This is a genomic window from Actinoplanes awajinensis subsp. mycoplanecinus, assembly GCF_001509495.1.
Lineage (GTDB): Bacteria > Actinomycetota > Actinomycetes > Mycobacteriales > Micromonosporaceae > Actinoplanes > Actinoplanes palleronii.
The window spans coordinates 50,723-74,354 of sequence record NZ_LLZH01000109.1; the positions used below are offsets into that span (position 1 = coordinate 50,723).

The following is a 23,632-nucleotide window of genomic DNA, read 5'->3' on the forward strand; positions in this document are numbered from 1 at the left end:
TACTTGGCACTGAGTGCCAACCAGGCATTGACGGTACGCTGACGGCATGACCGAACAGACCCTCTGGAACCGGACCCGCCAGGCGGTCTACGACGAGATCGCCCGCACCGCGATGGGCCTGTTCCTGGCGCACGGCTTCGAGGCCACCACGATCGACGAGATCGCCAAGGCGGCCGGCATCTCCCGGCGCTCCTTCTTCCGCTACTTCGGGACGAAGGAGGACATCGTGCTCGGCGACCTCGCCGCCAAGGGCGAGCTGGCCCGGGTGGCCCTCGAGGCACGGCCGGACGACGAGGACCCGTGGACCGCGCTGCGCCAGGCGTTCCACGCGATCAAGGACGTGGCGTACGACGGGGAGACCATGCTCAAGGTCACCCGGATGATGTACGAGACGCCGTCGCTGCGCGCCCGGCACATCGAGAAGCACCTGCAGTGGCAGGCGTCGCTGCTGCCCGAGGTCCGCCGCCGGCTCCGGGCCGACGCCACGGACCCCTTGGACGTACGCGCGGAAGCCCTGGTCGCCTGCGCCATCACCTGTTTGGACGTGGCCGGAGAGGCCTGGGCACGCAGCAACGGAGCGGTCACCCTGCCCGAGTTGTTCGACTCCGCGGCGGCGGCGCTGCGGCCCTGACACGTCGCCTCCTTGGTACCCCCCAGGGGTATGTGTATGGTGGGGGCATGAAGACTTCGGTGCGGCTCACCGCGTACGCGATGGGGTTGATCGTGGTTTTCGGTGTGGCGCTGAGCGCGGGCCGGTTCCTCGGGCCGGACGAGAAGCCCGCGGCCGCGCCGGCGCACACCGACGAGCACGGGGGCCATCAGGTGTCGAGCGCTCAGCTGCCGGCCGGGCTGCAGATCACCCAGGACGGGTACACGCTGAGCCCGGTCACCACCCGGTTCACCCCCGGAGCGGCGCAGACGTTCGCCTTCCGGATCCTCGGGCCGGACGGCAAGGCGGTCACGCAGTATTCCGCCGACCACGGGACCGAGCTGCACCTGATCGTGGTGCGCCGTGACCTGACCGGCTATCAGCACCTGCACCCGACCCGGGCGGCCGACGGGACCTGGTCGGCGGCGGTGACCGTCCGCGATTCTGGGCAGTACCGGGTGTTCGCCGACTTCACCCCCCTGGCCCGCGCCGAGGGCTTCGTGCTCGGTGTGGACGTGCCCGCCGCCGGCGACTACCAGCCCCGCGAGCTGCCGGCGCCCGGCTGGCAGACCGAGGTGGACGGGTACACGGTGACCCGGGCCGGCGAGCCGCAGGCCGGCACCACGTCGTGGATGACCGTTTCGGTCAGCAAGGGCGGGCAGCCGGTGACGCTCGAGCCGTACCTGGGGTCGTTCGGCCACCTGGTCGCGCTGCGCCAGGGTGACCTCGCCTACCTGCACATGCACCCGCAGGACGGCACGGTCGCCGGGCCGGACATCACCGTCGACGCCGCCGTGCCGGGCGGCGGGACCTACCGGCTCTTCCTGGAGTTCCAGCACGGCGGGAAGGTCCACCTCGCCGAGTTCACCGCCGTCACCGGCGCCGGCCACACCCACAATTGAAGGTTTCCGCCATGATGATTGAGCTCGAGATCGGCGGGATGACCTGCGCGTCCTGTGCCTCGCGGATCGAGAAGAAGCTGAACCGGATGGACGGGGTGACCGCTTCGGTCAACTACGCCACGGAGAAGGCCAGTGTCTCCTTTGATGCGCCGCTGACCGCGAATGATCTGATCGCGACGGTGGAGAAGACCGGGTACACGGCCGCGGTGCCCGCTCCCGAGAAACCGGAAATTTCCGAGAAATCGGATCCGCTGAAAAGCCGCCTGCTGATCTCCGCGCTGCTCAGCATCCCGGTGATCCTGCTGGCCATGGTCCCGGCCTGGCAGTTCGACTACTGGCAGTGGCTGTCGCTGACCCTCGCCGCCCCGGTCGTCGTCTACGGCGGCTGGCCGTTCCACCGGGCCGCCTGGACCAACCTCCGGCACGGCGCGGCCACCATGGACACCCTGGTCTCGCTCGGCACGCTCGCCGCGTTCGGCTGGTCGCTGTGGGCGCTGTTCCTCGGCACCGCCGGCGAGCCCGGCATGACCCACCCGTTCCGCCTGGACATCGGCCGCACCGACGGGGCCGGCAACATCTACCTCGAGGCAGCCGCCGGGGTCACCACGTTCCTGCTGGCCGGGCGATATTTCGAGGCGCGCGCCAAGCGGACCGCCGGTTCCGCGCTGCGGGCGCTGCTGGAGATGGGCGCCAAGGACGTCGCGGTGCTGCGCGACGGCGGCGAGGTGCGCATCCCGATCGACCAGCTCTCCCCCGGCGACCGGTTCGTGGTCCGGCCGGGCGAGAAGGTCGCGACCGACGGGGTGGTCGAGGAGGGCGCGTCCGCGGTGGACGAGTCGATGCTCACCGGGGAGAGCGTGCCGGTCGAGGTCGGTCCGGGCGGCGGCGTGGTCGGCGGCACGGTCAACGCCGGTGGCCGGCTGATCGTCCGGGCCACCCGGGTCGGCGCGGACACCCAGCTGGCGCAGATGGCCCGGCTGGTCGAGCAGGCCCAGGCCGGCAAGGCAGGCGTGCAGCGACTCGCCGACCGGATCTCCGGCGTGTTCGTACCGGTGGTGATCGGGCTGGCGGTGGCGACACTGGGCTGGTGGGTGGGCACCGGCGCGGGGTGGACCGCCGCGTTCACGGCCGCGGTCGCGGTGCTGATCATCGCGTGCCCGTGCGCGCTCGGGCTGGCCACCCCGACGGCGCTGCTGGTCGGGACGGGTCGCGGGGCGCAGCTCGGCATCCTGATCAAGGGACCGGAGGCGCTGGAGCAGACCCGGCGGGTGGACACCGTCGTCCTGGACAAGACCGGGACGGTGACCACCGGGCACATGGCGCTGGCCGCGGTCCGGACCGCCGACGGCCAGGACCCGGCGGAGCTGTTGCGGTTCGCGGCGGCCGTCGAGTCCGCTTCCGAACACCCGATCGCTGCGGCGATCGTCGCGGCTGCGTCCGCGCCCCTCCCGGAATCCGCCGCTTCCGGCCTTTCCGGCTCCTCAGCGATACCGGCTTCCGGAAAATCCGGGGCCGGGGCCGACGGTGCGCTCACGGTTGGCGATTTCAGCAGCTTCGCCGGTTTTGGGGTACGCGGTGACGTCGCCGGCCGCACCGTCCTCGCCGGACGCCCGGCCCTGTTCGAGCGGGAGGGCTGGACCGTCCCCGCCGAGGTCACCGCGGCCGTGGACGAGCAGGAGGCGGCCGGTCGCACCGCGATCGTGGCCGGCTGGGACGGCGAAGCCCGCGGGGTGCTGGCGGTCGCCGACACGGTCAAGCCGACCAGCCGGGACGCGGTCGCCGGCCTGCGCCGCCTCGGCCTCACCCCGATCCTGCTCACCGGCGACAACGAGCGGGTCGCCCGCGCGGTGGCCGCCGAGGTCGGCATCGACGAGGTGATCGCCGGGGTGCTGCCGGCCGGCAAGGTGGCCGTGATCGAGCGCTTGCAGCAGTCCGGCAAGGTGGTCGCGATGGCCGGCGACGGGGTGAACGACGCCGCCGCCCTGGCACAGGCCGACCTGGGCCTGGCCATGGGCACCGGCGCCGACGTGGCGATCGAGGCGTCCGACCTGACCCTGGTGCGCGGCGACCTGACCGTGGCGGTGGACGCCATCCGGCTGGCCCGCCGCACCCTGCGGATCATCAAGAGCAACCTGTTCTGGGCGTTCGCCTACAACCTCGCCGCCCTGCCGCTGGCCGCCGCGGGCCTGCTCAACCCGATGATCGCCGGCGCCGCAATGGCCTTCTCCTCGGTCTTCGTCGTCGCCAACAGCCTGCGTCTGCGAGGTTTCCGCCCCAGCGTGTGAAGTTACGGTGCGCTCCGCACCACAACTCCCCACGCAAGCACCGCAACCCCGCAGCGTGGGGACTTTCGGCGCGCTCCGCACCACAACTTCACACACAAGCACCGCAACCCCGCAGCGTGGGGACTTTCGGGCCGCTGGCGTCGCCTCGCCGGCGCACCGGCCGCCCGGTGGCCGGTCAGGAGGTGCTGTTGATGGTCATCTTCGGGTGGTCCAGCAGGAAGGCGTCGAGCTTGTCGGCGGCGGCGGCCGCGAACAGCGCCTTGGTCTCGTCGCTGGTGCCCTCCGCGCCGCCGGGCGCCTTGACGTAGGTGCCGCCATTGCTGCGGATCGGCATCATCTCCGCGTTGGCCAGGCCCTTCAGCCCGAAGAAGAAGTCGGCGATCGGGACGCCGTTGGGGTCGATCTTCAACGAGGAGCCGGCCGCCTCGAGGAGCTTGGAGAGCTTCGACATGTTGGTCAGGACACCGTTGCTGGTGGCCTTCTTCGCCATCGCCTTCAGCAGCTGCTGCTGGTGGCGCTGACGGTCGTAGTCACCGTTGGCCGAATGTCGCAGGCGTGAATACTCCAAAGCCTCCCACGCCTTCATGTCGCGGCAGCCCTTCTCGAACCACAGCGCGTTGCTGGGCGGCGACGTCGGGTCGGCGCCCTTGGCATAGCTGATCTTGCCCTTGCCGTCGACAACGTAGTGGCTGGACCACATCCGCTGGTCCACGCACATCCGCACGCCGCCGAGGGCCTCCAGGATGTCCTTGAACCCGGCGAAGTCGATGATGACGACGCCGTTGAAGCTGATCCCGGTCAGGTCGTGCACGGCCTTGGTGGCGAGCTTCATGCCGCCCTTCCAGCCGCCCGTGCCCTGGGACCCGTACATGAACGCGCCGTTGATCCGCCCGCTGCTGCCGCCGAAGTGCAGCTCCTCGTCCGCCGGGATCTGCGCGTACGTGTCCCGGGGGATCGAGAGCATCTGCATCTTGTCGCGGGACGCCGGGATGTGCAGCACGATGATCGTGTCCGAGCGGGAGCCCAGGCCGGACTTCTCCCAGCCGGCCCGGGTGTCCAGGCCGAGCATGAGGAGGTTGACCGCGCCGTCGGGCAGTTTGCCACCGGTCTGCGCGCCCACGCCGCCTCCGGCGCCGAGCACCGAGTCGGTCGTCTGCAGGTTGTCGGTCACCTTGCCGAGCAGGTAGGTGGCGGCGACGGCGGTGCCCGTGCTGGCCAGCAGCAGCACCGCGCCGAAGACGGTGATCAGCTTGGCCCAGAGCGGCGCTCGGGGGCGCTTCTCACCGTCGCGGCCGGCCGCCGGCGACGTGCCGGCCGAACGTAGCCGGCCATCGGGCCGATCGGTAGCCACTGGCATGCAAACTCCTGACCCTGAACGCGAGGGGCGATCATATCCACGGGCCGCAATACATCGCGGGAGCTCCGGGTGTGCCGGAACTCCCGCGGTGAGGTGCTCAGTCGAGCAGTGCGGTGACGGTGCCGGCGGCGACCGTGCGGTTGCCCTCGCGGACCGCGAAGCCCAGCCCGACCTCCAGCGCGACCGGCTTGCCCAGGTGCACGGTCACCTCGTCCAACGTGTCGCCGGGCATCACCAGGTCACGGCCGCCCAGGTCCAGGCCGCCGGACACGTCGGTGGTGTGGAAGTAGAACTGCGGGCGGTAGTTCGCCTCGAACGGCGTGTGCCGCCCGCCCTCCTCCTTCGTCAACGCGTACATCCGGGCCTTGAACGCCTGGTGCGGCCGCACCGAACCGACCGCCGCGACCACCTGCCCGCGCTGCACCTGCTCGCGCTTGATCCCGCGCAGCAGCACCGCCGCGTTGTCGCCGGCCTGCGCCGACTCCAGGACCTTGCCGAACATCTCCAGCCCGGTCGCCACGCTGGCCACGGTCGGGCCGAGGCCGACCACCTCGACCGGCTCGCCGGCGCGCAGCTCGCCGCGCTCCACCTTGCCGGTGACCACGGTGCCGCGGCCGCTGATCGACAGCACGTTCTCGATCGGCATCAGGAACGGCTCCACCAGCGAACGCGGCGGGACCGGCACGTAGTCGTCGACCGCCTGGAGCAGCTCGACGATCGAGCCGACCCAGTGCGGGTCGCCCTGCAGCGCCTTGAGCGCGCTGACCCGGATCACCGGCACGTCGGCGCCCGGGAAGCCGTAGGAGGTCAGCAGTTCGCGGACCTCCAGCTCGACCAGGTCGAGCAGCTCCGGGTCGTCGACCATGTCGCTCTTGTTCAGCGCGACCACCAGATACGGCACACCGACCCGCTGGGCGAGCAGCACGTGCTCCCGGGTCTGCGGCATCGACCCGTCCTGCGCCGAGACGACCAGGATCGCGCCGTCCACCTGCGCCGCCCCCGTGATCATGTTCTTCACGTAGTCGGCGTGGCCGGGCATGTCGACGTGGGCGTAGTGGCGGCTCGGGGTCTCGTACTCGACGTGCGCGATGGTGATCGTGATGCCGCGGGCGGCCTCTTCCGGCGCCCGGTCGATCCCCTCGAACGCGACATACCGGTTGGAGGCCGGGTCGCGGTCGGCGAGGACCTTGGTGATCGCGGCGGTCAGGGTCGTCTTGCCGTGGTCGACGTGACCCATCGTGCCGATGTTGACGTGCGGCTTGGTACGGATGAACTGGCTCTTGGCCATCGGAAGATCCTCACTGGATGCGAGGCATATGAGTGGTACGCACACCGACGCCAACCGGGGTGCGCCAGAACCGCGCACGACGCAGCCACCCTTCCCCGGGTTCTGCCGCTGCGTGGGGAAGGGTCAGCTTCGCGTATCCAGAAGAGCCCGCACGGGAGCGCCCACCGAGGTGGGTAGCTGACGACCGTACGAGAACATGGGTGAAACCTAGACCGGACCAGCCATCGTCACCACTGAATAAAAAAGGCGGCGCCGAAGCGCCGCCTTTTCAGGGAAAGCTCAGCCGCCCATCATGGCGATGGCCGACTTCGGCATCTCCACGGTCTGGCTCGTCGGCGGGGCCGACACGCTGACCTTGGTGCCCATGCCCGAGTAGTTGGCGACGGTCTCGCCCGCGCCGGCCTGGATCGAGTCCATGTCCAGCGCCATCTTGGTCAGGTAACCGTCGGAGTTGACCTCCGCGGTGAACGGGATCTGCTTGCTCTTGCCCTCGAGCGCCTTGAGCAGCTGCTCGGACGAGGACGGCGACTTGGTGATGTCGATCGTGCCGCTGAACGTGCCGTCGCCGGTCTTCTTGACGTCGGAGGCGGCCGCCTCGATCATCTTCGCCGAGTTGCGGGGGTCGTTCTTCTCCAGGCTCAGCGGGCTGGAGGACGGCATCTTCGAGGCGTCGATGTGCATCCACTTGCCGTTGGCGAAGTTCTTCGCCGCGGGGCCGCCGTACTTGATGTAGAGGTCGTTGCTGACCTGACGCATGTCGACGGTGCCGAGCGAGGACATGTCCATCTTCAGGCTCATCAGCTTGTTCGACGCGTCGAACGCGCCGTCCGCGACGATCCCGCCGACCGACGTCAGGTGGATCTTGCCGCTGGAGCTGGTGAGCTTCTGCGCGGCCGCGACCAGCTCGGCCGACGCGTCGCCCGGAGCGGCAGCGGCGGTGGTCTCGGCGGTGGCGGCGGCGCTGTTGACGGCGGCACCGTTGGTGAGGGCCGGCTCCTTCTTCTCGCCGCAGGCGCTGAGCCCGGCGAGGGTCACCAGGGCTACACCCGTGACGGCCAGACGTCCCATCTTCATCGCTTGCTGTCTCCCCGTCGTAGGCATCGGCCGCCCACCATAGTCCTTCTCGTCAATCCAGTCGCCCCGGGTAGGCGCGGTTCCTATGCTTCCGGCATGGCACGCGCAGAGATGTATGTCAGTACGGATGTGGAAACGGACGGCCCGATCCCCGGCCCGCACTCGATGTTGAGCCTGGGATCGGCGGTATATGCCGAGGACGGCACACTGATCGACACGTTCAGTGCCAATCTGGTCACGCTCGACGGAGCGGACGGGCACCCGGCGACGATGAAGTGGTGGGCCACCCAGCCGGCCGCGTGGGAGGCGTGCCGAAAAGACCCGGAAGACCCGTCCGTGGTGATGGAGCGGTACCGCGGATGGCTGGAGACTCTGCCCGGAAGGCCGGTTTTCGTGGGATACCCGGCAGGCTTCGACTTCACGTTCGTGTACTGGTACCTGATCCGCTTCACCGGGACCAGTCCGTTTTCACACTCCGCGCTGGACATCAAGTCGTATGCCATGGCGGTGCTCGGCACCGACTTCCGCTCCACGGTGAAGCGGAGCATGCCGCGCCGCTGGTTCGGCGACTTCCCGCACAGCCACGTGGCCCTCGACGACGCGATCGAGCAGGGCGCGCTGTTCTGCGCCATGCTCGCCGAACGCCGCGCCGCCCTCAAACCCTGAGCCCCATCTGGTACGAGTACCGAGCGCTCGTCCGTAGGCTACGAGCCGAGTCCCGCCCGTGAGGCCACCGCGACACCGCGCCCTCTCCCGGCCGCAGCGCGCCACCAGGCCGGCGACACGGACGCGGCACCGCGGCCCCTCCCGGCCGCAGCGCGCCACCAGGTCGTCGGCTGGTTCTCAGGGGTGTCTCGGGCCTGTGGAGACACCCCTGAGAACCAGCCGGACAACGGTGACCGGACCGCTGTCCGCGGACCCGGACTATCGGGTCGGGTGCCAGCCCGCGGGCGGGTCCTCGCCGGTGCGGCCGTCCACGGACTCGCGGATCAGGTCGGCGTGGCCGGTGTGCCGGGCGTACTCCTCGAGCAGGTCGAAGAGCAGCCGGCGCAGCGAGACCGGCTGGTCGTCGGGGCCGGTGATGTGGGCCGGGTGGTCGAGCCCGCCGTCGGTGAGTGCCAGGTTGTACCGCTCACGGGCCCGGGACACCGCGGAATCCCAGAGGGCGTAGAGCTCCTCCGGCGCGTCGTCGGCGGCCGAGGTGTAATCCCAGTCCTCGGTCTCCTGCGCGGGTTTCCAGCGCTCCCCCGGCGACTCGCCGTGCAGCTTCCACGCCGCGTGGTAGTCCTCGACCAGGGCGAGGTGTTTGAGCAGCCCGCCCAGGGTCAGTGACGACGCGCCGACGGTCGCGGTCAGCCCGGCCGTGTCGAGGCCGTCGGCCTTCCATCGGAACGTGGCACGCTGACGGTCCAGCGCGCCCAGCAGATGCTCGATCTCGGTGCCCGCGAACGGCGGTTCCCACCAGTAATCGCTCATCCCGACACGGTAGTACGCAGCGCCCGCAGCCGCCGGGCCTCGACCGGGTCGGTCACCGGGACGGCGGCGAGCAACTCCTTGGTGTAGGCGTGCTGCGGCTGCTCGTACACCTGCGCGGTCGGTCCGATCTCGACCACCCGGCCCTCGCGCAGCACCGCGACCCGGTCGGCGATCTGCCGGAGCACGGCCAGGTCGTGCGAGACGAAGACCAGCGACAGGCCGAGCTCCGCCCGCAGATCCTCGAGCAGCGCGAGGACCTGCGCCTGGGTGGTGACGTCCAGCGAGGACACCGGCTCGTCGCAGACGATCAGGCGCGGGGACGGCGCCAGGGCCCGGGCGATGCCGACCCGCTGGCGCATGCCGCCGGAGAGCTGGTGCGGGTAGCGATCGTATTCGGACGCGGCCAGTCCGACCCGTTCCAGCAGCGCCGAGACCCGGCCGCGCGGGTCGCGCTCGCCCTGCAGGCGCAGCGGGTCGGCGATGCTCTCGCCGATCGAGCGCCGCGGGTTCAGCGACGACAGCGGGTCCTGGAAGACCATCTGCACCGAGCGTCCGCGCCGCCGGGAGATGTCCGCGCCGTCGAAGGTGATCGTCCCGGCGGTGGGCCGGTCCAGGCCGACCATCATCCGGGCCAGGGTGGTCTTGCCGGTGCCGGACTCACCGACGATGCCGAGCGTCTCACCGGCGTGCACGTCGAGGCTGACGCCGTCGACCGCGCGGATCGGCGGCGGCTTGCGGAACGATCCGCGTCGCGGCTGCGGAAAATGCCGGTGTACGTCCTGCACCCGCAACAGCGGCGCCCCGGTGATCTCCCGCGGCTCGCCGGGCTTGGGCACCGCGTCGAGCAGCGCCTTCGTGTACGGCTCCCGCGGCGACACCAGCACCGTCTCGGTCGCGCCGCGCTCGACCACCCGCCCGTCCCGCATCACCACCACGGTGTCGGCCGAGCCGGCCACCACGCCGAGGTCGTGGCTGATCAGCAGCAGCGCGGCCCCGGTGGTGGCGCGCACCTCGTCGAGCAGGTCGAGGATCTGCGCCTGCACGGTCACGTCCAGCGCGGTGGTCGGCTCGTCCGCGACGATCAGTTGCGGACGGCAGGCGATCGCCATCGCGATCAGCGCCCGCTGCCGCATGCCCCCGGAGAACTGGTGCGGGTACGCACCGGCCCGGCGCGCCGGGTCTGGGATGTGCACCTGACCGAGCACCTCGACGGCCCGGTCCCGGGCGGCCTTGCGGGACGCGCCGGTGTGCAGCCGGTACACCTCGGCGATCTGGTCGCCGATGGTGTGGAACGGGCTGAGCGCGGTGAGCGGCTCCTGGAACACCATCGAGATCCGGGCTCCGCGGATGTCCTTCCACGGCACGTCCGTGATCAGGTCCACGCCGTCGAAGTCGATCGTGCCGGTGACCGTCGCCGCCTCGTGCAGCCCGAGCAGGGCCAGCGCCGCCGAGCTCTTGCCGGAGCCGGACTCGCCGACGATCCCGAGCGTCCCGCCGGCCGGCAGCTCGAAGGAGAGCCCGTCGACCGCCAGCTTGTCGCGAAAGGAGATCCGCAGATCCTCCACTGTCAACAGTGTCATCTGAGCTGCACCCGGGGGTCGACGGCGGCGTAGAGCAGGTCGGCGGCCGCGTTGGCCACCACGATGAGCAGGCCGGTGAGCAGGGTGACCCCGACGACCACCGGCAGGTCGATCTGGTTGACCGCGCCGACCAGCAACTGGCCGACACCGGGCAGGCCGAACATCGTCTCGGTCAGCACGGCGGCGGTCATGATCTGGGCGAGGTCCACCGCGGTCAGCGTGACCAGCGGCAGCATCGCGCCACGCAACGCCCGCCGCCAGAGGATCCGGCGTTCCGGGATGCCGTACGCCCGGGCCGTCCGGATGTGGTCCTCGGCGAGGGCGTCCTGCAGCCCGGCCCGGGTCAGCCGGGCGTACGCCGCGGTCTGGATCACCGCGAGGGAGATCCACGGCAGCAGCAGGTTCTGCGCCCAGAGCAGCGGATCCACGGTGAACTTGACGTAGGACGGGAACGGCAGCCACTGCAGGTGCACGCAGAAGAGCAGGAGCAGCAGCAGGCCGACCAGGAAGACCGGCACCGCGTACCCGGCCAGGATCAGGCCGTTGACGATCCGGTCGAGCACCCGGAAGCGGCGCACCCCGGAGAGCACCCCGGCGCCGATGCCGGCCGCGAGCGACAGGATCTCGGCGCCGATCGCCAGGGAGAACGAGACCGGGATCCGGTCCAGCAGCAGCGCGGTGACCGGCTGGTCGGTCTCGAACGAGTAGCCCAGGCACGGCGCCGGGCAGTGCCGCACGTCCGGGCCGGCCGGGTAGTCCCGGCCGGTGAACAGGCCCTGGAGGAAGTGCAGGTACTGGGTCAGCACCGGGTCGTCCAGGCCCATCGCGGCGCGCACGTCGGCGAGCCGTTCCGGGGTGCAGCCCTTGCCGCAGGTCAGGATCGCCGGGTCGGACGGTGCCAGGTAGAACAGCGCGTAGACGATCGCGGACAGCGCGAGCAGGACGAACGCGGCGCCGAGGATCCGGCGGGCCAGGTAACCGATCATCGGGTCAGCTCCCGCTGGCGTGGGTCGAGGGCCCGGCGCAGACCGTTGGCGACCAGTACGAACGCGAGCAGGGTGAGGAACAGCATCAGCGCCGGGAGGAAGACGTAGAACGGGTCGGCGCGGAACCAGGTGGTCGCGGTGGAGAGCATCTGGCCCCAGGACGGTGTCGGCGGGCGTACCCCGACGCCCAGGAACGAGAGGCCGGCCTCGACCACCATGTTGGTGGGCAGCAGCAGGGCCGCGTAGGTCAGGATCGGCGCGGTCAGGCCGGGCAGGATCTCCCGCCGGGCGACCCGCCACCAGGGCGCGCCGGCCACCTGGGCGGCCGCCACGTAGTCGCGGGTGCGCAGGCTGAGCGTCTCACCGCGGGACAGCCGGGCGGTGCCGCCCCAGCCGAGCACCGCGATCACGGCGGCCAGCAGCACCGGGCGGGGCCAGTCCTGCGGCACGATGGCGAGCAGCGAGATCGCCATGACCAGCACCGGGACCGACAGGACCAGGTCGATGACCCGGCTCAGCCCGGAGTCCAGCCACCGCCCGCCGAGCCCGGCGGCCACCCCGACGGTCACGCCGAGCAGCACCTCCAGGAAGGTGGCGGCGACGGCGACGCCGACCGACACCTGCGCGCCGTAGACCAGCCGGGCGAACAGGTCACGGCCGGTGCCGGGTTCGACGCCGAGCCAGTGCTCGCCGCTGATCCCGCCGAAACCGCCGATCGGCACACCGCCACGGGCCGAGTCGAGCAGCGTGTCGTGGTACGTCGTGTAGTCCTGGCCGGCGAGCGCGGCCAGCAGGGGCGCGGTGAGCGCGACCAGCACCATGAGGCCGGCAATCACCGCGCCGGTGACGAAACCGCGGTCCCGCCGCAGGGCGGCGAGCGCCCTGGACGGGACCGGCGGTGCTGGTGGAGCGGTCGTCACTTGACCGAGATCCGGGAGAGGTCGAGCTGCCCGCGCCAGCCGTCGGCGTACGCGTTCTTGACGTTCTTGCCGACCAGGTAGACGTCCTTCTCGTGGGTCAGTGGCAGGACCAGGGCCAGCGCGCCGAGCTTCGCGTCCAGGGCACCCCAGCGGGCGGCCGCGGCGGCCGGGTCGGTGAGCGCGTTGATCGCGTCGATCTCGGTGTTCACGGCCGGGTCGTTGTACTGGGCCAGGTTGAAGTTGCCGCCGGCCGTGATGATCTGGCGACCGTCGAAGATCGGGATCAGGAACGGCCCGCCGGACGGCCAGTCGGCGCCCCAGGTGGCGAGCGCCAGGCCGGGCTGGGTGGCCGGCTTGCCGGTGACGTCGCGGTAGGTGGCGGCGTCGATCGCGTTCAGCTTCACCGTGACGCCGGCCTGCTTGAACGCCTCCTGGATGGCCGAGGCCACCTTCGGGCCGATGCCCTCGCTGTCGTCGTTCTCGTACGCCAGGTCGATGCTCAGGTTGCTCAGCCCCGCCTCGGCCAGGACCTGCTTGGCCTTGTCCGGGTTACCGGTGTCGCCGGCCGGGAAGTGGTCGTACGCCTGGTAGCCGAGCGCCTTCTGCGGGGGCAGGAACGTGGTCGACGGGCCGACCACCGCGGAGCCGCCGAGCGCGTTCACCACCGAGGTGCGGTTGATCGCGTACGACAGCGCCTCGCGCACCTTCGGGTTGTCGAACGGCGCCTTCTTCGTGTTGAACGCCAGGTACGTGGTCGACGGGAACTCGCCCCGGGTGACCCGCTTGTCCAGCTCGGAGCCGGTGCCCAGCTGGGCGAGCTGCTCCGGGCCGACGACCGCGTCGGTGGTGACCGCGTTGGCGTCGCCGCCCGCGCCGGTGACCAGCCGCTGGTTGATCACGGCGGAGTCCAGGCCGGAGGTGACCTCGATCCGGTCCGGGCAGGCGTACCGCAGCTCGTCGACGCTCTGCGACCAGTGCGTGTTGCGGACCAGGACCAGCGACTTCTTCGGCTCGTACGACTCGACCTGGTACGGGCCCGACGAGATCGGGTGCTTCTCGTACTCGGTGCCTTTGTCCTTGGCCTTCGGCACCGGCGCGAACTGGGTCGCGGTGGCCAGGTAAGGGAAGTCACCCTCGGGCTTGCTCAGCTTGAAGATGATCGTCTTGTCGTCCGGCGTCTCGATCGCCTTGATGCCCTCGGGCTGCTTGTACGGGCCCTGGTAGGAGGCCGCGCCGTCCAGCCAGTCGCGCAGGTAGGGCGCGCCGCCGGGCAGCTCGGGGGCGAACGAGCGCTCGATGCCGTACTTCACGTCGGCCGCGGTGATCGGCGTGCCGTCCTCGAACTGGATGCCGTCGCGCAGGTGGTACGTCCAGGTCTTCGCGCCGTCCGACGGGGTGCCGAGGTCGGTGGCCAGATCCGGCGCGGCCTTGGCTCCGGCCTCGCCGGGCTGCCGGTTGCGGGTGGTCAGCGTCCGGAACAGCAGCGACGGGATGTTGCCGCCGCCGGAGGTGTAGAGCCGGGCCGGGTCGAGGTGGGTGATCCCGCCCTGGTTGAGCACGGTGAGCGTGCCACCCTGGCAGGTCTTCGGGTCGAACGCCGCGCCGGAGGTGGTGGTGTCGCCACCACCGCCGCCCTGGCAGCCGGCGAGCAGCACGGTCGCCGTGAGAACGATAGGCACGAATCTGCGCATGAGGTTTCCTTAGGACGGAGCCACAACGCAAGCGAACCTATCGGATCGATAGGCAATGTGCACTATCCCCGCAACAATCGAAGCATATCGTTTAAATTCCGGCTCGTCCGGACCTCCTCACACCTGATCGGGTGCGGTCACCGGCTGGGAGACGTCCCAGTGCTCGACGATCAGGTCGCCCTCGAAGCGCCAGATGTCGACGACCGCCTCGCCGAGACCGCCCTCCTGCGGGATGAGCTGGTAGTGGGCGACCACGAACTCCTCGTCCGCGATCACCCGCTTCAGGTCCAGGGTCGAGGTCGCGATCGGGCCGGTGGAGACGAACTCGATCCAGGCGTCCCGGTCCCGCGGGCTCTCCGGGTCGTGGTTGACGAAGTCCTCGCGGATGATCTCGCGCAACACCTCGACGTCACCGGCGGCGAACCGCCCGAACGCGTCCAGGAAAATGTCCTTGATGGTCATCCCCGCACCATGACATCGCGGCGGCGGCGCCGTCGATTACCGGCCCGGTAACCATGCGGCGCTATAGCACCGTTTGACCCGGCCCGCTGTCAAAATCGGACAATTCTGCCCGGATGGCCGGGCCGGTGATGCGCCAATCGGACAAATGGCGTGCACTCGCCAGCGGGTCGGCGCCCGATATCGCGGAATCCCGACCTGCCGAAACGTACGTTCCCTAGGCGACGTCCGGCCATTTCCGGGCGCTTCCCATTTCACCTTTCGCTAGGAGATGTCCATGCTGAGCGCGATCGCCACCGGCGCCCTGCTCCTCTCGTCACTGACCGGCGCACCCGCCATGGCGTGGCACGGCGCGCCGCCCCCATCGGACAGGATGGTCATCGACGTGGTGGCCGCGAACGGTTCCGGCTGCCCCGACAAGACCGCCAATGTCCAGGTCTCGCCGGACAACACCGCGTTCACGGTCACCTACAGCGACTTCATCGCGCAGGTCGGCCCGGACGCCAAGCCCACCGACTTCCGCAAGAACTGCCAGCTCGCGCTGAACGTGCACGTGCCGGACGGCTACACCTACGCGGTGGCCGGCGCGGACTACCGCGGGTTCGGGCACCTCGAGGAGGGTGCGACCGGCTCGGAGACGGCGTTCTACTACTTCCAGGGTGAGGCGCACACCACCCGGATCAAGCACGACTTCAAGGGCTGGATGGACAGCGACTGGCAGCAGACCGACAAGGTCGCGATCAGCTCGATGTCCTTCCTGCCGTGCGGGGAGCAGCGATACCTGAACGTCAACACCGAGCTGCGGGTGAACGCCGGCTGGTCGAAGCGGACCACCACCAGCTTCCTGACCATGGACTCGTCCGACGGCAACCTGGACACCCAGTACCACGTCTCCTGGATGAAGTGCTGAGCACTGCCTGACAGGTCCGGCCGCTCCCCTGAGGGGGCGGCCGGTTCTCTGCTCAGCTACTTGACATTCACTAGTACTGGTCTAAGTATAGGAGCATGACCCACGACCCACAGCTGCTCAAAGGGGTCCTGTCACTGCTGCTCCTGCACCTGCTCGCCGAGCGGGAGTCGTATGGCTACGAGGTGGTCCAGCGGCTGCAGGCGGCCGGCTTCGAGGACGTGCTGGAGGGCAGCGTCTATCCGGCGCTGAACCGCCTGCACCGGGAGGGCCTGGTGGCCACCCGGCTGGTGCCGTCGCCGAACGGGCCGGCCCGCAAGTACTACCGGCTGTCCGACGACGGGCAGCGGGCGCTCACCGACTCCACCTCCGCCTGGGACCGGCACGTGGCCGGGGTCCAAGCAGTGCTGTCCCGCCCCCTGGGGCCCATCCCTTCTTCTGACGGAGGACGTTGACATGGCTATCGGATGGTTCGGCCGGCTGCGCATCGAGGGCCTGGTCTGGATGCTCGACCAGCAGCTCTACGACCTGCCGCGGGCTCAGCGGATCAGCACCCGGCGCGAGGTGCGGGCCAACCTGATCGAGGCGGCCACCGACCTCGGCGCCGGCGAGGCGCTGCGCCGGATCGGCGGGAGCCGGAGGCTGGCCGAGCAGTATCTGCGTGCCGAGTTCGGTGACCGGCCACGGCCCTCGTGGATCGGGGCGATCGTCGCGGCGGGGCTGGTCCCGATGCTGCTCAACTACGTCTTCGCGGAGGCGGCCGCCTCGTTCCGGGACGGGGTGACGGCTGCCGACCCGCACGTGAGCGGGACGTTCGTGTCGACCGGGCTCGAGTACCTGCAGGCGGCACAGACGTTCACCTTCACCGACGGCTCGTGGGGCAACTCGGGCGGGGGATGGGCTCCGCTGGCGTACGCCATCTGGGTCTTGTCGGTCGTCGGTGCCGGACGCCTCTGGCGGATCCGGTTTTCCTCTCATGTCGGTGCGGCCCGGGCCGACAACTAACCCCGAGCGGATCTCCGGGCGGCCTGGAGATTCGCAACCGGCGGGCACCTTTTCGGGCACCGTCGTGTCACCCGTGATCCCGGAATCTTCTCTCCATGCCCGGCGGGCAACACCGCCGGACAACTCGGGGGAGATTCCACTTGATGCGCTCGACGCTGCGCAAGACCGTACTGACGCTGACCGCTCTCGCTGCCGGCTTCGGCATCGCGACGGCCGCGCCGGCCTCGGCCCAGGCCGCGCCGACCAAGTCCTGCGTCACCGGGGACAAGCTGGTGCCCAGCTGCGGTGTGCTGTGGGGCGCCGCGGCCGGCGGGTTCACCGGCAAGCCGCGCGACGCCGAGCACCGTGCCTGGGAGAAGACCAGCGGGCGGGACGCGACGATCTTCCACACGTACCACAAGGGTGACGAGAAGTTCCCGACCGACGCCGAGATCGCGATGGCCCGGGACAAGGCGCACCCGCGGGTGCTGCTGCTGAACTGGCGCGTCGAGTACGGCAGCACCTGGGCCGCCGTGGCCGCGGGCAAGCAGGACAAGCGGATCGACGCGTTCGCCGCCCGGCTCAAGAGCAGGTTCACCGAGAAGTTCTTCCTGGTGCTCAACCACGAGCCGGAGGACGACGTGCGTACCGACGCGAAGTCGGGCATGACGGCCAAGGACTTCGCCAAGTCGTTCCGCCACGTGATCCAGCGGCTGCGCGCGCAGGGTGCCGGCAACGCGGTGAGCGTCGTGGCGTACATGGGCAACGAGAAGTGGATGGCCCAGTCCTGGTGGAAGGACCTCTACCCGGGCAACGACGTCGTCGACTGGATCGGCCTGGACTCGTACGTCAGCTCGGAGAAGAACTACTACCACGCGGGCGTCTTCAAGGATCTGCTGGACCGTAAGGCCAAGGGCGGCACCGGCTTCTACGACTGGGCAACCACCAACCACGCCGCCAAGCCGATCATGGTCGCCGAGTGGGGCGCGTACCACCGCGTCGGCAAGGTCGTCTCGAAGGTCGCGCAGTTCGACAGCGTCCTGCCGGAGCTGGCCAAGCGCCCGGCGATCAAGGCGATCGTCTACTTCGACACGAAGAAGGACCTGTTCGGCGACCGCGACATCAGCATCGACAGCACCCCGGCGTCGCTGGCCTCGTTCCGCAAGCTGGCCGCGAACCCGCTCTTCAACGTGACGGTCCGCTGACCCTGTTCCACCACGAGCCGCCCGGCATCCCTGCCGGGCGGCTCGTCCCCGCCCTTCGCACGGTCCGGCATTCCGCCGGACCGTGCGTTCCGCTGCGGTCAGCTCGACGCGGAAGGCGCGGGGGTCGCGGTTGACGGTGCCGTTCCGCCATTTTGGGTACGTCCGTCGCCCTGCTGTCCGCCCCGCCCGTCTCCGCGCCCGTCTCCGCGCTGCTCGCCGCCGAAGCGGCCGTCCGCTCGGCCTCCCGGGCCGAACCGGCCGTCGCCAGGACCGGATCGACCGTGGTCACCGCCGTGGTGACCGACGACGGCCGCGCCGACTGCGGTGATGCCCGCGCCGAGGACACAACCGAGGATCAGCGCGACCCCGGCCAGCAGCGGGGCCCGCCGACCACCCCAGCGGCCACCCCGGCGGCCGGGGCCCTGCGGCGGACCGGCCGGGACATAGGCCAGCCCCGGAGGCGGAGGCGGCGGCTGGTTCCCGCCGGTGCCGATCGGGACGTAGGCCCAGCCCGGCGGAGGTGGCGGCAGGGTGGGATCCCCGGCGACCGCCGAGGTGTAGGCGGTCTCCGGTGTCGTGACCGGTGCCGTCGCGGCCGGCGTCGCGGCCAGCGTCGCGGCCGGCGTCGTTGTGGGTGGTGCCGTTTCGGCGGGTGGGGTGGTGTGGGCCGGGTCGGCGAGGTCGCGGGTCTCGTCGGCGGCCGGGGTGGGGGTATCGGGCCGGTGGCCCGGATTCTGATCGGTCATGAGGGGCTCCGTGTTCATCGCATACTTCGGCGGCCACCATCAGCGTCGCCCGGGCGTTTAAGACCAGCGGACGGTGCTCGTAAGAAACGGCTAAGAGCGCACGCGAAGCCGCGGGAACCAATCGCCGGTGGGTGCCGACTAACCAGCTACCCGACGAGAAAGATCTACTGACGCCATGACGAAACGCCTCCTGCTCGCCCTCGCCGCCGTCCTCACGATGCTGGTTCCGGCCGCACCGGCCTGGGCACACAACGCGCTCGCCGAGGCGACGCCGGCCAAGAACGCGACAGTGAAGAAGGCGCCGGCCGCGGTCAAACTGCGGTTCCTGGAGACGCTGCCGGACTCCACCAAGCTCTCCGTGACCAGCGCCGACGGCACCACCCCGGCCCAGTCCGAGCCGAAGATCAGCGGTGCGACCATCGCGGTGACCTTCACCGAGCCGCTCGCCAACGGTGAGTACACCGTCAACTACCAGGTCGCCGGGGAGGACGGGCACCTGACCAAGGCCTCGTACAAGTTCACCGTCGCCGGACCGGTCGCCTCGTCCGCACCGACCTCGGCCGCGCCGTCCCCCTCGTCGGCGGCACCGACCAGCGCCGCCACGGTCGCCCCGGCCGTGGCGGAGGACCTCAGCCCGGCCGCCGACGACGACAACGGCCCGTGGCTGGGCCTGGCCGCCGGCATCGGCATCCTGGCCCTGGCCGGCGCGGCCGCCTTCGTCTTCGTCCGCCGCCGCCGCCGCGCGCCCGGCGAATAGCCGCAGCCACAAGACAGCACCTCCCCTCCCGGCCGGCCCTGATCCCGGCCAGCCCTGATCGGCTGGCCGCTCCGAGGTGTGGAGGCCGATCGCCCGGGGCCGGCCGGCCGAGGCTGCCGGTCGCGCCCTGGGCCGACCTACCGGCCAGGACTCGGCCGGTCGCCCTCCAGGCCGACCTACCGGCCAGGACTCGGCCGGTTGCGCTCATCGGCCGGGCTCCGGGACGGGTGGGCGGCGAGGGCGGACGAGGCCCGCGTTGAAGGCGGCGACGACGAGCTGGGCACGGTCGCGGGCGGCGAGTTTCGCCATCAGGTGGGTGATGTGGGTCTTCACCGTCTTCACCGCGATGACCAGGGCGACGGCGATCTCCTCGTTGGAACGGCCACCGCCGATCAGCGCCAGCACGTCGACCTCCCGGGTGGTCAGCCCGCGCAACGGTGGCGCCGGCCGGACCGCCCGGGGCGCGCCGACGTAGTGCTCCACCAGCCGGCCCAGTATCGAGGGCGAGAAGAGCTTTTCACCCCGATGGGTACGCCGGATCGCGTCCGCCAGCGCCTCCGGCGGAGCGTCCTTCAGCAGGAAGCCGGACGCACCCGCCTGCAGTGCCGCATACACGTAGTCGTCCAGCTCGAACATGCTCAGCACCAGCACCCGGGACGCGGCGAGAACCGGATCCGCGCAGATCCGCCGAGTCGCCTCGAGCCCGTCGAGATACGGCATCCGAACGTCCATCAGCACCACGTCAGGCCGGGTCGCCCGCGCCTGGACGATCGCCTCGACCCCGTCCCCCGCCTCACCGACCACGGTCAGGTCCGGCTGGGCGCCGAGGACAGCGGCGAGGCTCGCCCGGAGCAGCGCCTGATCATCGACGAGCAGCACACGCACGCTCCCCCGAGAGCCGACGCCCGCCCCTTCCCGCACACCGCCCCTCACGCCATCTGTCACGACCGGCACACCACGCTCCACGCCATCTGTCACGACCGGCACACCACGCCCCACGCCGTCTCTTACTGCCTGCACACCACGCGCCGGGTCGCACACCGCGCCCGGGTGCCGGGCGGACTGGTCGGGGCGGTGAGTCATCGGGGGACCTCGTCGGGGATGCGGGCGGTGACGCGGAAGCCGCCCTCGACCGGCTCGGCGACCAGGGTGCCGCCGAGGCTGCTGACGCGTTCGCGGAGGCCGAGGAGGCCGTGACCGGCGCCGGGGGTGGCTCGCCAGCCCGTGGAAGCCGGGCCGTCGTCGGCGACGACCACCACCACGACGTCGCCGTCACGATGCAGCGCGATGTCCACATCGGTGGGACCGGCGTGCCGGACCACGTTGGTGAGTGCCTCGCGCACCGTCCGGCAGACGGCGACCTGCACGCCGGGCGACACGTCGCCGACCGGCTCGGCCGCCAGCCGGGGGCGCAGGCCGGCGGCGGAGGCCCAGTCGATGATCGTCGGCAGCGTGCCCAGATCGTCCATCGGGGCGCGGGGCGCGGCCTCCGTGGACGGGCCACGCAGCACGGTCAGCATCCGGCGCAGCTCGGCGGTGGCGTCCCGGCTGGTCTGCTCGATGTCGGTCAGTGCCGCTGCGACCGCCGGCGGTTTCGGCAGGTGCCGAGTGGCGGCCGCGCGCACGGTGATCAGACCGAGTCCGTGCGAGACGAGATCGTGCAGGTCGCGGGCGATTCGTAGTCGCTCGTCGAGCACCGCCTCACTGGCCGCCCACGCGGTCAGCCGGCGCTCATAGCTCGCCCGGTCGGCCCGCCAGCGGCGCAGCGCCCACACCGCGGCGGCCACGGCGCCGCCGCCGATCAGCGGCGGGATGAACCGCGCGGCCGGGCCGGAAGCGCCGACCGTGCACATGGCCATCACCAGGATCACGGCGACGGCGGCGACGACCGGGACGGCTCGGGACCGCCAAGCGGGACGCGGGTGGATGCTCACCCGCCCGACTGTAAACCTCGGACCAGGGTCGTAGACGGCGCCGGAAAACTCGGATCTGGGTCCGATGTGGGCGGTTGCCGAACCCGGTTGACTCAAGCCTGTGATCGCCATCGACCGACTGCGCAAATCCAAGAACCGGACCCGGATCCTGCGGGATGTCAGCTTCGAGGCCCGCCCCGGCCGGGTCACCGGCTTCCTCGGGCCGAACGGTGCCGGCAAGACCTCGACGCTGCGCGTCCTGCTCGGGCTGGACCGGCCGGAGAGCGGCACCGCTCTGGTGAACGGGCGGCCCTACGCTTCCTGGCCGCGTCCGCTCACCATGGTCGGCGCCGTGCTGGACGGCAGCGGTGCGCACCGCGCCCGCAGCGCCCGTGCCCACCTGCGCTGGGTCGCCGCCAGCAACGGACTGCCCCGCGGGCGGGTCGGCGAGGTGCTCGACCTGGTCGGCCTCGCCGGCGACGCGCGAAAACGAGCCGGCCGGTTCTCGCTCGGGATGAGCCGGCGACTGGGCCTGGCCACCGCGATGCTCGGCGACCCACCGATCCTCGTCCTCGACGAGCCGGTGAACGGTCTGGATCCGGCCGGCATCCGCTGGATCCGGGACTTCCTGCGGACCAGTGCCGCGGAGGGCCGCACCGTGCTGCTGTCCAGCCACCTGATGGGCGAGCTGGCCGAGATCGCCGACGACGTGGTGGTCATCGACCACGGCCAGGTGGTGGCCCACGGCACCCTGGCCGAGGTCACCGGTGAGCACCGCACGCTGGAGGACGCGTTCTTCGCGCTGACCGCGGAGGCGGGGCGCACATGGCCGGCATGATCCGGGCCGAGCTCGGCAAACTCCTCGGCCTGCCGACCGCGCGGGTGGGACTGGTGCTGGGGGTGCTGATCGCGCCGTTGCTGGTGCTGGTGAACGCGCCGGCCACCCGCGCCTCCCTCGCCGACGGCACGTTCGGCGACCCGACCGACCTGGGTTTCCGCAATCTCGGGATCGGCCTGCTCGGCGCGCTGATCCTCGGCGTCGTCTCGGTGAGCAGTGAGTACACGTCGACCGGCGAGGACTCCCCCGGAGTCCGGCAGCTGACCGTGACCCTGGCGGCGATGCCCGACCGGACCCGTCTGCTGATCGCGAAAGCGACGGCCCTGGTCGCGGTGGTCACCGCGCAGGGCGTGGTCACCGCGACGGCAACACTGGGCCTGACCGAGCTGGTGCACGGCGAGGCGGTCCCGGCGCCGAGCCCGGCCCGGGTCGCGGCGGCGGTCCTCTACTGGGTGCTGACCACTCTGCTGGCCTTCGCCCTCACGCTGATCGCCCGCAACGGCGTGGTCACCCTGACCGTCCTGATCCTGAACAGCTCGGTGGTCTCGCTGTCCTACCTGCTGTACAAGGTGACGCCGCTGGCCGCCTACCTGCCGGACATCGTCGGCGCCCACATGTTCATTCGCGGCATGGACCTGGCCGAGCGGATCCCACCGGTCACCGCGGGCCTGGTGATGAGCGCCTGGGTCACGGCGTTCCTGGCCCTCGCCGCCGTCATGTTCCACCGGCGCGACGCATGACCGATCACTCGCGATGCGCTGTGACAGCACGCCCCGGCCGCCGGGCCACCGCCGCGGGCCTCACCGCGATCATCCGTGCCGAGGTGGGCAAGGTGGTGACCCTTCCCGCGTTGCGCATCACCGCGCTGCTCACCTGGGCGAGCGCGCTGCTCCTGATCCCGGCGCATGCGGACGGGCGGCAGGTGCTGCAGTTCGCGCAGGCGGGGTTCCTGGTGCTGGGGGTGTTCGCCACGACGCAGGAATATCAGGCGGGTGGGCAGATCAGGACGACTCTGCTGGCCGTGCCCCGGCGCCTGCTCCTCGTCGCGGCGAAGGTGGCAGCGCTGACCGCTGTCATCGTCCCGGTCGCCGGCGTCGTGGCGTTCACCGCCATGGCACCGGGCGGCGACGTGGCCCGGGTGCCGGCCACGAGCGCCTACCTGACGCTGACGACCCTGCTGGCCGCGGCGGTGGGCCTCACGCTCCGGCACACCGTCCCCGCTGCGACCGTCCTGCTCTCCACCTACCTGATCGCGAGCCCGGCGCTGCGCGCCCGCCTGCCGGACGACACCGCGGTCTGGCTCCCCGACACCGCCCTGGTCGACCCGCCTCACGGCACGGTCGCCCTGCTGCTGTGGGCCGCAGCCACCTTTGCCCTGGCCACGACAACCCTGCACCTCCGCGATGCCTAACCCCGGCCCGCAGCTGCGCTCCACGTCCTGCAACTCGCAGCTCACGGCCCGCCGCACGCCGCTGCGACTCGCGGCTGCGGGCAGCGATTCGGGCCCGCCGCTCACATGCCGCCGCACGCATGCCGCCGCGCGCGGCACGCGGCCGCGGCGTTGGCGGGGCGAGTGCCTTCTGTGCGAGATCGCATGCGGGGAGTGACGGACGGT

General features: G+C 71.0%; 24 protein-coding genes. 12 read left to right on the forward strand and 12 right to left on the reverse strand.

Annotated features, from left to right (window positions below; genetic code table 11):
* The first annotated feature begins 46 nt into the window (after positions 1-46).
* From ADL15_RS14725 to ADL15_RS14735, 3 genes are read left to right on the forward strand one after another with little or no spacing between them, the layout of a single operon-like run.
* On the forward strand, positions 47-631 hold the full coding sequence (locus ADL15_RS14725; RefSeq protein WP_067690013.1) for a TetR/AcrR family transcriptional regulator: 585 nt from the start codon (positions 47-49) through the stop codon (positions 629-631).
* A 47-nt stretch (positions 632-678) separates the two neighbouring features.
* Positions 679-1,551 carry a hypothetical protein gene (locus tag ADL15_RS14730; RefSeq protein WP_067690019.1) on the forward strand — a complete coding sequence of 291 codons (873 nt, stop codon included), beginning with the start codon at positions 679-681 and terminating at the stop codon, positions 1,549-1,551.
* A gap of 11 nt (positions 1,552-1,562) precedes the next feature.
* Positions 1,563-3,836, forward strand: a complete 2,274-nt coding sequence (locus ADL15_RS14735) for a heavy metal translocating P-type ATPase (RefSeq protein ID WP_067690022.1) — start codon at positions 1,563-1,565, stop codon at positions 3,834-3,836.
* Between the two features lie 175 nt (positions 3,837-4,011).
* Here the strand turns inward: ADL15_RS14735 and ADL15_RS14740 are convergent, their stop codons facing one another.
* The 3 genes from ADL15_RS14740 to ADL15_RS14750 all read right to left on the reverse strand — a co-directional run bounded on the left by ADL15_RS14740 (position 4,012) and on the right by ADL15_RS14750 (position 7,555).
* Entirely contained in the window at positions 4,012-5,193 is a 1,182-nt protein-coding gene (locus ADL15_RS14740) for an LCP family protein (protein ID WP_083971258.1), read from the reverse strand.
* A 97-nt stretch (positions 5,194-5,290) separates the two neighbouring features.
* The gene (gene tuf / locus ADL15_RS14745; protein WP_067690027.1) at positions 5,291-6,481 is read right to left on the reverse strand and encodes an elongation factor Tu; all 1,191 of its coding nucleotides are present in this window, start codon (positions 6,479-6,481) and stop codon (positions 5,291-5,293) included.
* A gap of 279 nt (positions 6,482-6,760) precedes the next feature.
* Complete coding sequence (locus ADL15_RS14750) at positions 6,761-7,555, reverse strand: hypothetical protein (protein WP_067690029.1); 795 nt, start codon at positions 7,553-7,555, stop codon at positions 6,761-6,763.
* 96 nt (positions 7,556-7,651) lie between these two features.
* Here ADL15_RS14750 and ADL15_RS14755 point away from each other — a divergent pair, with 96 nt between their 5' ends.
* Complete coding sequence (locus ADL15_RS14755) at positions 7,652-8,221, forward strand: 3'-5' exonuclease family protein (RefSeq protein ID WP_067690032.1); 570 nt, start codon at positions 7,652-7,654, stop codon at positions 8,219-8,221.
* Positions 8,222-8,479: 258 nt separating this feature from the next.
* Here ADL15_RS14755 and ADL15_RS14760 read toward each other — a convergent pair whose 3' ends face one another.
* The 6 genes from ADL15_RS14760 to ADL15_RS14785 all read right to left on the reverse strand — a co-directional run bounded on the left by ADL15_RS14760 (position 8,480) and on the right by ADL15_RS14785 (position 14,670).
* A complete protein-coding gene (locus tag ADL15_RS14760; RefSeq protein WP_067690035.1) occupies positions 8,480-9,031 on the reverse strand; it encodes a mycothiol transferase in 552 nt (183 codons plus the stop codon).
* Positions 9,028-10,611, reverse strand: coding sequence for an ABC transporter ATP-binding protein (locus ADL15_RS14765; RefSeq protein ID WP_067690038.1), 1,584 nt, complete (start codon positions 10,609-10,611; stop codon positions 9,028-9,030). Before ADL15_RS14765 ends, ADL15_RS14760 begins: the two co-directional genes overlap by 4 nt.
* On the reverse strand, positions 10,608-11,597 hold the full coding sequence (locus ADL15_RS14770; protein ID WP_067690042.1) for an ABC transporter permease: 990 nt from the start codon (positions 11,595-11,597) through the stop codon (positions 10,608-10,610). Before ADL15_RS14770 ends, ADL15_RS14765 begins: the two co-directional genes overlap by 4 nt.
* Positions 11,594-12,517, reverse strand: coding sequence for an ABC transporter permease (locus ADL15_RS14775; protein ID WP_067690047.1), 924 nt, complete (start codon positions 12,515-12,517; stop codon positions 11,594-11,596). Before ADL15_RS14775 ends, ADL15_RS14770 begins: the two co-directional genes overlap by 4 nt.
* Complete coding sequence (locus ADL15_RS14780; protein ID WP_067690050.1) at positions 12,514-14,208, reverse strand: ABC transporter substrate-binding protein; 1,695 nt, start codon at positions 14,206-14,208, stop codon at positions 12,514-12,516. The genes ADL15_RS14775 and ADL15_RS14780 overlap by 4 nt, the downstream gene beginning before the upstream one ends.
* 117 nt (positions 14,209-14,325) lie before the next feature.
* The gene (locus ADL15_RS14785) at positions 14,326-14,670 is read right to left on the reverse strand and encodes a nuclear transport factor 2 family protein (RefSeq protein ID WP_067690055.1); all 345 of its coding nucleotides are present in this window, start codon (positions 14,668-14,670) and stop codon (positions 14,326-14,328) included.
* Between the two features lie 274 nt (positions 14,671-14,944).
* On the opposite strand from ADL15_RS14785, the gene ADL15_RS14790 reads away from it, so the two are divergent.
* From ADL15_RS14790 to ADL15_RS14805, 4 genes are all read left to right on the forward strand, one after another.
* Entirely contained in the window at positions 14,945-15,577 is a 633-nt protein-coding gene (locus ADL15_RS14790) for a DUF4360 domain-containing protein (protein ID WP_067690240.1), read from the forward strand.
* Positions 15,578-15,672: 95 nt separating this feature from the next.
* A complete protein-coding gene (locus ADL15_RS14795; protein ID WP_067690058.1) occupies positions 15,673-16,029 on the forward strand; it encodes a PadR family transcriptional regulator in 357 nt (118 codons plus the stop codon).
* 1 nt (position 16,030) lies between these two features.
* A complete protein-coding gene (locus ADL15_RS14800; RefSeq protein WP_067690061.1) occupies positions 16,031-16,579 on the forward strand; it encodes a hypothetical protein in 549 nt (182 codons plus the stop codon).
* 143 nt (positions 16,580-16,722) lie between these two features.
* Positions 16,723-17,763, forward strand: a complete 1,041-nt coding sequence (locus ADL15_RS14805) for a glycosyl hydrolase (RefSeq protein ID WP_067690064.1) — start codon at positions 16,723-16,725, stop codon at positions 17,761-17,763.
* A gap of 98 nt (positions 17,764-17,861) precedes the next feature.
* Here the strand turns inward: ADL15_RS14805 and ADL15_RS14810 are convergent, their stop codons facing one another.
* A complete protein-coding gene (locus ADL15_RS14810; RefSeq protein WP_157441368.1) occupies positions 17,862-18,509 on the reverse strand; it encodes a hypothetical protein in 648 nt (215 codons plus the stop codon).
* Positions 18,510-18,684: 175 nt separating this feature from the next.
* On the opposite strand from ADL15_RS14810, the gene ADL15_RS14815 reads away from it, so the two are divergent.
* A complete protein-coding gene (locus tag ADL15_RS14815; RefSeq protein WP_067690072.1) occupies positions 18,685-19,266 on the forward strand; it encodes a copper resistance CopC family protein in 582 nt (193 codons plus the stop codon).
* A 204-nt stretch (positions 19,267-19,470) separates the two neighbouring features.
* Here the strand turns inward: ADL15_RS14815 and ADL15_RS14820 are convergent, their stop codons facing one another.
* Both ADL15_RS14820 and ADL15_RS14825 read right to left on the reverse strand, forming a co-directional pair.
* The gene (locus ADL15_RS14820) at positions 19,471-20,145 is read right to left on the reverse strand and encodes a response regulator transcription factor (RefSeq protein ID WP_232344097.1); all 675 of its coding nucleotides are present in this window, start codon (positions 20,143-20,145) and stop codon (positions 19,471-19,473) included.
* A 200-nt stretch (positions 20,146-20,345) separates the two neighbouring features.
* Positions 20,346-21,200 (reverse strand): sensor histidine kinase, encoded by an 855-nt coding sequence (locus tag ADL15_RS14825; protein ID WP_067690078.1) that lies wholly within the window; start codon positions 21,198-21,200, stop codon positions 20,346-20,348.
* A 100-nt stretch (positions 21,201-21,300) separates the two neighbouring features.
* Here ADL15_RS14825 and ADL15_RS14830 point away from each other — a divergent pair, with 100 nt between their 5' ends.
* Genes ADL15_RS14830 through ADL15_RS14840 form a run of 3 tightly spaced genes read left to right on the forward strand, consistent with a single transcriptional unit; the run spans position 21,301 to position 23,428 of the window.
* Complete coding sequence (locus ADL15_RS14830) at positions 21,301-22,017, forward strand: ABC transporter ATP-binding protein (protein WP_067690080.1); 717 nt, start codon at positions 21,301-21,303, stop codon at positions 22,015-22,017.
* Positions 22,005-22,757: a hypothetical protein gene (locus ADL15_RS14835; RefSeq protein ID WP_067690082.1), complete on the forward strand. Its 753-nt coding sequence runs from the start codon at positions 22,005-22,007 to the stop codon at positions 22,755-22,757. The genes ADL15_RS14830 and ADL15_RS14835 overlap by 13 nt, the downstream gene beginning before the upstream one ends.
* A gap of 20 nt (positions 22,758-22,777) precedes the next feature.
* On the forward strand, positions 22,778-23,428 hold the full coding sequence (locus tag ADL15_RS14840; RefSeq protein WP_067690086.1) for a hypothetical protein: 651 nt from the start codon (positions 22,778-22,780) through the stop codon (positions 23,426-23,428).
* Positions 23,429-23,632 lie beyond the last annotated feature (204 nt).